We start from the raw sequence: 8,499 nt of genomic DNA, 5'->3' as shown, positions 1-8,499 counted from the left end.
TTTTTCAGCATCATTATATTCCCAGTGAAATGCAAGTCTTGGCTCTATAATGTTTGTATTACCGTCTACATACACGAGTGTATCGAATATATGTTTTACCATATGGCATTCTGAACGCATTGTAGCGTATACAGGATCTAATGTGATATCTAAATTCATTTGTACTTGCAACCGGAGTACATCTCTTCTCCCTTCAGATGTCATTTCAATCTTATGACCAAATATTGAATCCACCCAGGAGTGATATTCTTCCTTTACTAATGGAAAATGTGAGCTATAGCGTTCCACAAATATGCTCCCGCTTTTCACATCCCCTTTTTTCGTTATTTCTTTTCCTCTATCTAAAATTAAAGATATCGGGTCCTTTTGAAATATTAACTTAGAACGATTTCCTCTGCCGCGACCTGGAAACCACTTGATCCAATTTAACTCATCTAATTTTTTTATAATTAATTTACTATTACGCTCTGTACAAAATAATGTTTCAGATATATTTTGCACTGTTACTTCCAATTGTTCTCCCTCTTTTTCCCCTTTTCCATAAGCACTCCATAGTTCAATGTATTGATCTAAAATAAACATCATAATCCCCCTAAAAGGTGAAAAATACTCCCTATTGTTTCTACACTTTTTCCAATTCTTCTTTCATCTTATCATTTCAATATAGAAAGGAGGAATTAATATTGAATTATCTCTTACTTCGTTACAATAAACCTATTTTTATTAGACTGTGTGGTGAATTATTAACCAGAACGACTGAATCTATGTTAGCTATCATTATGATTATTTACGTCAATAAAATGTTAAACGGCAATGTAATAATAACTATGCTGATTTTCGGATTACAGCCACTTTCAGACATTTTATTTACACTTATTGCTGGAGGAATTACTGATAAATATGGCCGGAAAAAGATTATGTTACTCGGCTTATTGCTACAAAGTGTTGCAATCGGTAGTTTCGTTTTCGCTCAATCCGTTTTTATATTTGCACTGTTATATGTCATTAATGGCATTGGCCGTTCCTTATATATTCCGGCTCAACGTGCACAAATTGCTGATTTAACAAAAAAAGAGCAGCAAGCAGAAATTTTTGCTCTCCTACAAACGATGGGAGCAATTGGATCCGTAGTCGGCCCTTTAATCGGTGCAAGTTTTTATAATACTCACCCAGAATATTTATTTATCGTGCAAAGTGTAACCCTTACGATATATGCCGTTGTTGTTTGGACCCAGCTCCCAGAAACCGTTCCACCAATAAGTATGTCAAAACAAACAGTTGAGGCAAGTTCACCAAAGCAATTTATTTTTAAACATTACGCCATATTCGGTCTTATGGTTTCTACACTTCCTATTAGCTTTTTTTATGCACAAACTGAGACGAATTATCGTATTTTTGCAGAACATGTATTTCTTAATCTCGTATTCATACTCGCATTTATTTCAACATGTAAAGCCATTTTGGAAATCATTCTACAAATCTTCCTCGTAAAATGGTCTGAACGATTTTCTATGGCGAAAATCATCCTTATTTCTTACGCCTGCTATACAATAGCTGCAGTTGGCTTTAGTTATTCAACGACGATATTGTCGTTATTCTTCACCTTACTCTTTTTAGTCATTGGAGAAAGTATTGCTCTAAACCATTTATTACGATTCGTTTCAGAAATTGCACCTCATGATAAACGTGGTTTATATTTTTCAATTTACGGTATACACTGGGATATATCTCGAACGTGTGGACCAGTTATTGGTGCAGTTTTATTAAGTAAGTTAAATGGAAGTATGCTGTTTTATATTTGCGCTAGTTTCTTATTAGTTGGAGGTATTGTACAAGCGTTATTTGTTCAAAATTTGGAACGAAAAAAAATCGCAAACCAGCCTACACATAATTTATAAGTTACTACTTTTTCAGTAGATCAACATTTCTTATTGGATGCATGCTAAAAAACAAAAGTGAAGTATTTCGCATATGAAATGAGACGTTCCTTGTTTACAACTAAAACACCTCACTTAAAGAGCGAGGTGTTTTTGAAATCACTTAATTTCTTATCCTGCCATTTTATTAATACTATCCTCTGGTGAAAACACGGAAATATGATCTACATTACCAGTCGATTTTGGAATGACAAATTTTAACTCATACTGGTTATTTACTTTGTATACATATATTTTGTCTCCACCATTCCCTTTAACTGAAGATGGTTTTCCTAACACTTTTTCAATTTCTTGTAATGTAATCGATTTTAGTTCTGCATGATATGAGCGTACATCAAAAACTTGTGACCCTTTATTAAATCCAAAAACAACATTTTTATTTGTAAAAGTTGCGTACATTCCGTTCCCTGCTTGTTCGGTTTTATTCGCTTTCCCCCATGCTTTTTCTATTTCTTCAATATCCCCTGTATGGGCTCCAAATGGTACATTAGGTACTTTTCCTTCTTTTGCTAATTCAAACAAATCTTTAATGTGGTTAATTGATTTTTGATTAAATGTTCTATTTTTCGAATCTGGCTCAGTTGATGGTTTTGTTGTTTTTTCATTACTTGGTTTTGTTTCAAGATTTTTCTGTTCTTCTGAAGAATTACTTTGTTTATTTTTATTATTTTCCAAAGTTGGATTTGTTTCGTTTTTTTCGTCTGTCTCTTTACATGCGGCTAGCGCAAACATACATGTAAACACCAAAAATAACATAACTATTTTTAAATATATTTTCATCATTTTTACCCCCTATTGCATCTTATTTATTTCGTTAACCAACCCATTACACTACTTTTCAAATTATGTTTGTTCCAAAAAGTCAGTACTTCACTCTCTCAAAAAGCTTGTACAAAATATATTACAAAAGCTGTTTCTAAAAAGTATCCAAGTCTGTTATATCCGAAGTAACTACCTCCTGATAAACGAAACCATTTTCATCTCCTTATTTAACCCTTCTCTTCTCAATGACAATATCCTCTATCTATCACTTAAAACATGTTGTCACAACAGCTCCTTCAAACAGAAAAAAAACCAGTAGGAAGTGATTACTCTTTTCCTACTGGTTGAAATGAAATTAAATGGTAAATCTTAGCTTCTTAAAAAGTGTAGCGATAGTGTTTTTTACAGTTTCAAAATTATAAACAAACGTGTTATCTCCACTTAATGATGAAATACATGTTAAACCTGCAGCTTTAATAAAAGCTTTTACATCTACAAGCATAGAATTAGCCTCCATGAATTTAATTACAATCATTATAACAGGTGTTTTACGATGCTAACATGAAAGTAATAAATAAATTTCTATTATGAATTTATCCTGCTATTTGCCGGGCAGTAAAATCTCCACCTCAAAATTCAGCAGAAGCAAAGAAGTTAGATGGGCAGGGCTGCCCGTAAAAGCCTTATTGGTTCAACTAATAATACACCAATTCAATGTCATATAAAAAAGCTGCCCCAAAAGGACAGCTTCAAATATGTATATTATACTTCGATTGATTTACCATCTTCAACAATATGATAAAGTAAGTGCGCTAAATGATGAATTGGACCGTATTCTTCCTCTTCCTCATCTGTTTCGCCTTGGAATTCAAGATCGTTTAAGTATAGCGCTAAAAATTGATAATATAGTTTTAAATCAAATCCGTAGCACGCAGTTGGTTCTTCATGATCCCCTTCATATTGTAACATTAAGTATTGATCATTTCCTTCTGCATCTTCTGCATCAAAGAATACGAAGAAGCCAACGTTTGTATCTAAATCAAATAAATGACGAGTACCTTTTTCAGTTGCTTTATTGAAGTCCTCTTCACTTAATTTATGTACTGTTGTCGCTTTTGCATTATCTTCTTGATGGAAATTTACTGTAAATGATTTCAATGCTGACACCTCCTGATTGTATAATACTAGCATAACATATAAAAAGGACTGCTTACAAATGTAAACAGTCCTGCTACATTCATTTCCGCATTGCTCGTAGTAAAAAACTCACAATGAAAATCAAAATAACCGCACCAATTAAAGCAGGAATGATTGCAAATCCGCCTATTACAGGACCGAAACTACCAAGTAATTTCGTACCAATCCAAGAACCGATAATACCAGCAATAATATTACCAATTACACCACCTGGTACATCCCTTCCAGTAATTAAGCTTGCAAACCATCCTAATAAACCACCAACGATTAAAGACCAAATCATATAATAACCTCCTTTATATTTAACCAATCAAAATATAATTAGAAACAATTGCTTACCATTAGTTATGTGACATTTTTCATAAGTTATTCATGCTGCTCAACTATAAGACTTTTGAGAATAATACAGACTGATAAACCATTTTTCGGACTAACGATTTATCCGACTTATTATTAACACATTAAGGACAATCTGGCTTCAATATTGTTCGCATAAACTCTTCTTTAAAAGCAGGATAGTTAAAACCAACAGCAATTCTTTGAATCGGCCGACCATCAAACCTTGTTGGTTCAGCTATTTTTCTAAAGTCAGCTACACTTTGGCCCCTAGTCACATCATTTGTCGTACTAATCCACACTGCCGATTTTTTATATTCAAAAATACTATCATTTATAAACGAGACAAACGGTAGTAAATCGTGTATAGGGCTTCCACCAATACCCGGATATTCTTTTTTATAGAAGTTCTCATAATAAAAATCAATCATTGGTTTAATGAGTTTCGCCTGTCCAGTTCCTTGTTTATCTATTATATTGGCCATTTCAGGCGTAATAAGCGCGCCCTGTGTTACATTTAACGGGTATATACTAGCGTTTTTCGCATATTTCATAACAATATTTGCTGCAATTGGATCACCATAAAAATTCGCTTCAGATACTGGTGTAACATTACCTGGAAATAGGAAAGCACCGCCCATTATATAATACGAACAAATACGATCCATTATATTGGGATACAATAAAAATAACGTAGCAAGCGTCGTTAGTCTTCCTGTCGCCACAATTATAATATCTTCTGGACAAGGTTCGATTAATTTGATTAATTCACAAAAATTTTCTCGTTTACAAATTCTCATCTCAGGTGGATTAATAGGACCTAAACCGTGATCCCCATGGATTTCAGGGAAAAACAAAGGTTCTTCAGCTGTCATCGGCCTACTCGCACCTTCAATAATTTTTACATGTGTAGCATAGTACCTTTCTAAAAAATAAACATTTTCCGTAACGATTTCTCGTGATACATTCCCGTACTCTGCAACAATACCTAGAATATCTAATTTACATGTTTTATTTGCATAAATTAACGCTACGGCGTCATCAATACCAAAGTCTCCAAAAAAGATGATTTTCTTATTAACTATTCTCACCCCTCTTCAGCATAATCTACTATTATTATTATGTGAAAAAGACAAGGCGGTGAAACAGCGCAAACTAAAAAAGCCGCCTATTTATTGGCGACTTCAATCTTTTTATAAGACAAATATGCTAGTACATTTTTACTCGAATCGTATTTCGGGTTATTTCCTTTTCTCGGCTCTCTCATATGTGTCTTTTCAAATCCAGGAATGTCCGGCATTTTCCCCATAAATTCAAGCATTTCTTCCTCAGTACCTTCAATGCGTACACGAATCATTATAACTATTCCTCAATTCTCAGTTTCTCTGTACTAAGTATATCGTACTTCAGAAAGACTGCAACACATTTATCTTTTTAATGTTGTACTTTTTTTACATATAAACATAGCCATTTCAGTATAGAATGAATCTACTTTATTATTTTTAAATTGAATATTAAAATATCCCTTCATTTCGTTTGGTGCTTTCATCATACATTCTGTTAATTTTTCGCGCTTTTGTACAGGGACATTCATCATATTACACCACCAGTCAAAATCAAACTTCTTATCAAAAGTAAGACATGACTGCATTTGCAAACCGTTTTTTTCTAATAAAGTAAGCCATTCTGTCTTTTTTAGAGCTCGTTCATGACTTGGGTCCCGCTTTTTTTCTATAAAATTATAAAATGTATCATATTCATTATTTTCTGGCGAAACATTATCTATTAAGATGAATAATCCATTATCCTCCAACGTACGATTTACTTCAAAAATAAATTGAGCCGGATTCGTAAAATGATGGGCTGCAATCCGGCATGTAATTGTATCAAAAAAATGGTCTGCAAATGGTAAATCCTCTGCGTTTCCTACTACAAAAGACACATTTCCATGACCATTCTGCTTTATAAAACCTTTTGCTTCTTCTAACATCTGTTCTGTTAAATCAAGTGCAACTACTTCTTCAAACATAGGTGCTAACATATTCGCAACATGTCCGCCACCAGTAGCAACATCAAGAAGACGATTATTATGGCGAGACGCAACTTGTTGAACTACATATTGTAAGTCCTGTCCTTTAGCATGTATTTTACTATTCACATACTTATCTGCATTACTGCCAAACTGTTTTTTCACAAGCTCTTCCTTACTCATTTTATCATCTTCTTTCTATTGTTATTTACATATACGATTCATATAATTATTACAATTCTCTTCATGTATTTTCAAATCCTCTTTTCATCTCACTTCTTATCAAGTTTACCTATAATCAAAATAATATAATTTTACGTTTTACTATTGAACAAAAAAGGCTACGGGAACTTGTCCCCTAACCTGACTAAATATTTACTACATTTTTATTTCTTCGTATATATCTATATAATATAAATCCTCTTTCAACTTCATAATAACATCTACTTCGTTATAAGTAGCCTCACGAGCATGTAAACCAAATTGATCCATACCAATCCATATCCACCCAGGTGTATGATATAAAACATCTAAGTTAAAATAATCTAATTTAGTAAGCTCCGATGTAATAAATTTATCTTTATTAGCGATTTGTTTATCTAGTAAACCATATTCTTTACCATTTTCAAATAGCGATATAACTTTCCCTACAATCGGATGTTCACGAACAATAAAATGATATTCCTTTTCCTCTACATTTGCCACAATCAAACGAGAAACAGATAAATCAGCCCCCGAATTCGACATATTTGTTTATTCACCTCCTTATATAGGTTTCTTCAATATAATAACAAATGAATATTCAAATTAAGTTAATATAATGTAAAAAATAAAAAGCTGACTTCCCTTTAGAAATCAGCCTTTACAATTTGATCAACTTTATACTTTTACAAATTATTATAATGTTTCTTTTTCCTCATCATTTCCGGAAACTAAACTTCCTATAGCATCCGCTGTTACTTCTACTACAAATTCACAAATACCTGCTACAACTTCTCCAATTACTTCATCCATCTTTTTACCCCCTTATTTTATGCAACTTATTTGTAGTATAGAAGAAATTGGTGAATGTAAACTATCGAAAAAGGTGACATAAACCTTACAAAATTGTAAGCTCTTTCATCCCTTTACTTACTTCCTTTGAAACTCCAAGTATTTTTAGCAGACATATAGGCCATCATAATATGAAGAAAGTAATAATCTAGTGTCAGGAGGCGTTTAATATATATTATGTAAAATTAATTAAAGGTCAATCTTTCTACGCTTTTGACCATCGTTTCTTAGTGTCTGAAGAAGAAGAGGTTTCTGAGAGAATTTATAATTACTTACGACGTAATGAATTTTTTGAAGTACGTAAAGAAGAATATTCTGCTTAATTACAAAAAGCATTAAGAAAAATATCATCTTATTATGATATATTCTTGATGCTTTTATGTAAATTGCTTCTTTTCAACAATTGTTGTGGACTCTATTATAATATTCTAGTATTTGTCCAAGATAATTCATCCCTATTTCCGTATTTCAGTATATGAAGAGGTTGTGAATATGACTCATATCATTGATTATTAAGCTACTCAACCTATAAGTAAAACTGATGCAACAACTTTTGCAATCCCCTCTTCTCCAAACAAAGTAATTCTAGCAAATTTGAAATTGAGAATTTCAAGTAGAGATTCACGTAATAATCGAGTAGAATTAATAGCTACAGTTGGTGTAGAAGGTATAACTGAGATTTCACAAGTTTTATTCCGAATTTTCCTTGATAACATTGAAATTTTCAATACACAAGTAGGTATTGAATCAACAAATTCTGAACAATTTTACGTACAAACATTCCAAGCTACAGACCAAAACATTAGCAGTGGAACACACGAATATTCATTAACTGTAGAAAACCTTATTAGTAGTGCAAGTGCAGAAGTTGCTGGTCCTCTATCTTTTAGCGCTTTAGCTATTGGACAAGAGCGTAAATATTGCTAATTGAAATTAATGTTTAATTTTGTACTTTGGAAAAGCAAGACGTAGTTATACGTTCTTGCTTTTTTATATTTATCCTTACTTTCTATTAGCTTTAATCATGAATTTTTTACGTTTTGCTTCATTTATTTCATCAATTAATACATCAAATTTTTTACAAATCAAAAAGATTGAAATCCAATTATGAAACACGTAATATAGACTCTGACTCTAAAAAAGTTCGTATAAAAATACTACATAAATAAGGAGGTTTTATATACG

12 protein-coding genes and 1 pseudogene are annotated in these 8,499 nt (G+C 32.4%); 3 read left to right on the top strand and 10 right to left on the bottom strand.

What is annotated here, in order from left to right:
- A partial coding sequence (locus MR160_RS23050; RefSeq protein ID WP_242298107.1) for an SgrR family transcriptional regulator occupies window positions 1–582 on the bottom strand: 582 nt, incomplete at its 3' end.
- 101 nt (window positions 583–683) lie between these two features.
- On the opposite strand from MR160_RS23050, the gene MR160_RS23045 reads away from it, so the two are divergent.
- Window positions 684–1,898: an MDR family MFS transporter gene (locus MR160_RS23045; RefSeq protein WP_001108447.1), complete on the top strand. Its 1,215-nt coding sequence runs from the start codon at window positions 684–686 to the stop codon at window positions 1,896–1,898.
- A gap of 150 nt (window positions 1,899–2,048) precedes the next feature.
- Here MR160_RS23045 and MR160_RS23040 read toward each other — a convergent pair whose 3' ends face one another.
- From MR160_RS23040 to MR160_RS23000, 9 genes and pseudogenes are all read right to left on the bottom strand, one after another.
- Window positions 2,049–2,720 (bottom strand): YjgB family protein, encoded by a 672-nt coding sequence (locus MR160_RS23040; RefSeq protein ID WP_015945824.1) that lies wholly within the window; start codon window positions 2,718–2,720, stop codon window positions 2,049–2,051.
- 23 nt (window positions 2,721–2,743) lie between these two features.
- Window positions 2,744–2,914: pseudogene (locus MR160_RS23035) on the bottom strand (aminopeptidase); the annotation flags it as partial.
- Window positions 2,915–3,054: 140 nt separating this feature from the next.
- Complete coding sequence (locus MR160_RS23030; RefSeq protein WP_000959552.1) at window positions 3,055–3,201, bottom strand: hypothetical protein; 147 nt, start codon at window positions 3,199–3,201, stop codon at window positions 3,055–3,057.
- A 260-nt stretch (window positions 3,202–3,461) separates the two neighbouring features.
- On the bottom strand, window positions 3,462–3,857 hold the full coding sequence (locus MR160_RS23025; RefSeq protein ID WP_000834883.1) for a hypothetical protein: 396 nt from the start codon (window positions 3,855–3,857) through the stop codon (window positions 3,462–3,464).
- Window positions 3,858–3,936: 79 nt separating this feature from the next.
- Entirely contained in the window at window positions 3,937–4,179 is a 243-nt protein-coding gene (locus tag MR160_RS23020; RefSeq protein WP_000638310.1) for a GlsB/YeaQ/YmgE family stress response membrane protein, read from the bottom strand.
- 178 nt (window positions 4,180–4,357) lie between these two features.
- Entirely contained in the window at window positions 4,358–5,323 is a 966-nt protein-coding gene (locus MR160_RS23015) for a nucleoside hydrolase (RefSeq protein WP_001223689.1), read from the bottom strand.
- A gap of 77 nt (window positions 5,324–5,400) precedes the next feature.
- Window positions 5,401–5,589 (bottom strand): DUF3970 family protein, encoded by a 189-nt coding sequence (locus MR160_RS23010; protein WP_000621885.1) that lies wholly within the window; start codon window positions 5,587–5,589, stop codon window positions 5,401–5,403.
- Between the two features lie 69 nt (window positions 5,590–5,658).
- Window positions 5,659–6,444, bottom strand: coding sequence for a class I SAM-dependent methyltransferase (locus tag MR160_RS23005; RefSeq protein WP_000031314.1), 786 nt, complete (start codon window positions 6,442–6,444; stop codon window positions 5,659–5,661).
- 195 nt (window positions 6,445–6,639) lie between these two features.
- Window positions 6,640–7,008 carry a hypothetical protein gene (locus MR160_RS23000; RefSeq protein WP_000071474.1) on the bottom strand — a complete coding sequence of 123 codons (369 nt, stop codon included), beginning with the start codon at window positions 7,006–7,008 and terminating at the stop codon, window positions 6,640–6,642.
- Between the two features lie 476 nt (window positions 7,009–7,484).
- On the opposite strand from MR160_RS23000, the gene MR160_RS22995 reads away from it, so the two are divergent.
- Both MR160_RS22995 and exsC read left to right on the top strand, forming a co-directional pair.
- Window positions 7,485–7,637, top strand: a complete 153-nt coding sequence (locus MR160_RS22995) for a YqbF domain-containing protein (protein WP_074789873.1) — start codon at window positions 7,485–7,487, stop codon at window positions 7,635–7,637.
- Between the two features lie 205 nt (window positions 7,638–7,842).
- Window positions 7,843–8,241, top strand: a complete 399-nt coding sequence (exsC, locus tag MR160_RS22990) for an exosporium protein ExsC (RefSeq protein ID WP_223266670.1) — start codon at window positions 7,843–7,845, stop codon at window positions 8,239–8,241.
- Window positions 8,242–8,499: the final 258 nt, after the last annotated feature.

This window comes from Bacillus cereus group sp. BfR-BA-01382 (assembly GCF_022663475.1).
Lineage (GTDB): Bacteria > Bacillota > Bacilli > Bacillales > Bacillaceae_G > Bacillus_A > Bacillus_A thuringiensis_S.
The sequence above is the reverse complement of the archived record's forward strand: the minus strand, read 5'-3'. Positions and strand labels throughout refer to the sequence as shown.

Coding starts and splice junctions, on each gene's coding strand:
- MR160_RS23040 (WP_015945824.1), bottom strand. CDS start 2,720: ATGATGAAAATATATTTAAAAATAGTTATGTTATTTTTGGTGTTTACA.
- MR160_RS23030 (WP_000959552.1), bottom strand. CDS start 3,201: ATGCTTGTAGATGTAAAAGCTTTTATTAAAGCTGCAGGTTTAACATGT.
- MR160_RS23020 (WP_000638310.1), bottom strand. CDS start 4,179: ATGATTTGGTCTTTAATCGTTGGTGGTTTATTAGGATGGTTTGCAAGC.
- MR160_RS23010 (WP_000621885.1), bottom strand. CDS start 5,589: ATGATTCGTGTACGCATTGAAGGTACTGAGGAAGAAATGCTTGAATTT.
- MR160_RS23005 (WP_000031314.1), bottom strand. CDS start 6,444: ATGAGTAAGGAAGAGCTTGTGAAAAAACAGTTTGGCAGTAATGCAGAT.
- MR160_RS23000 (WP_000071474.1), bottom strand. CDS start 7,008: ATGTCGAATTCGGGGGCTGATTTATCTGTTTCTCGTTTGATTGTGGCA.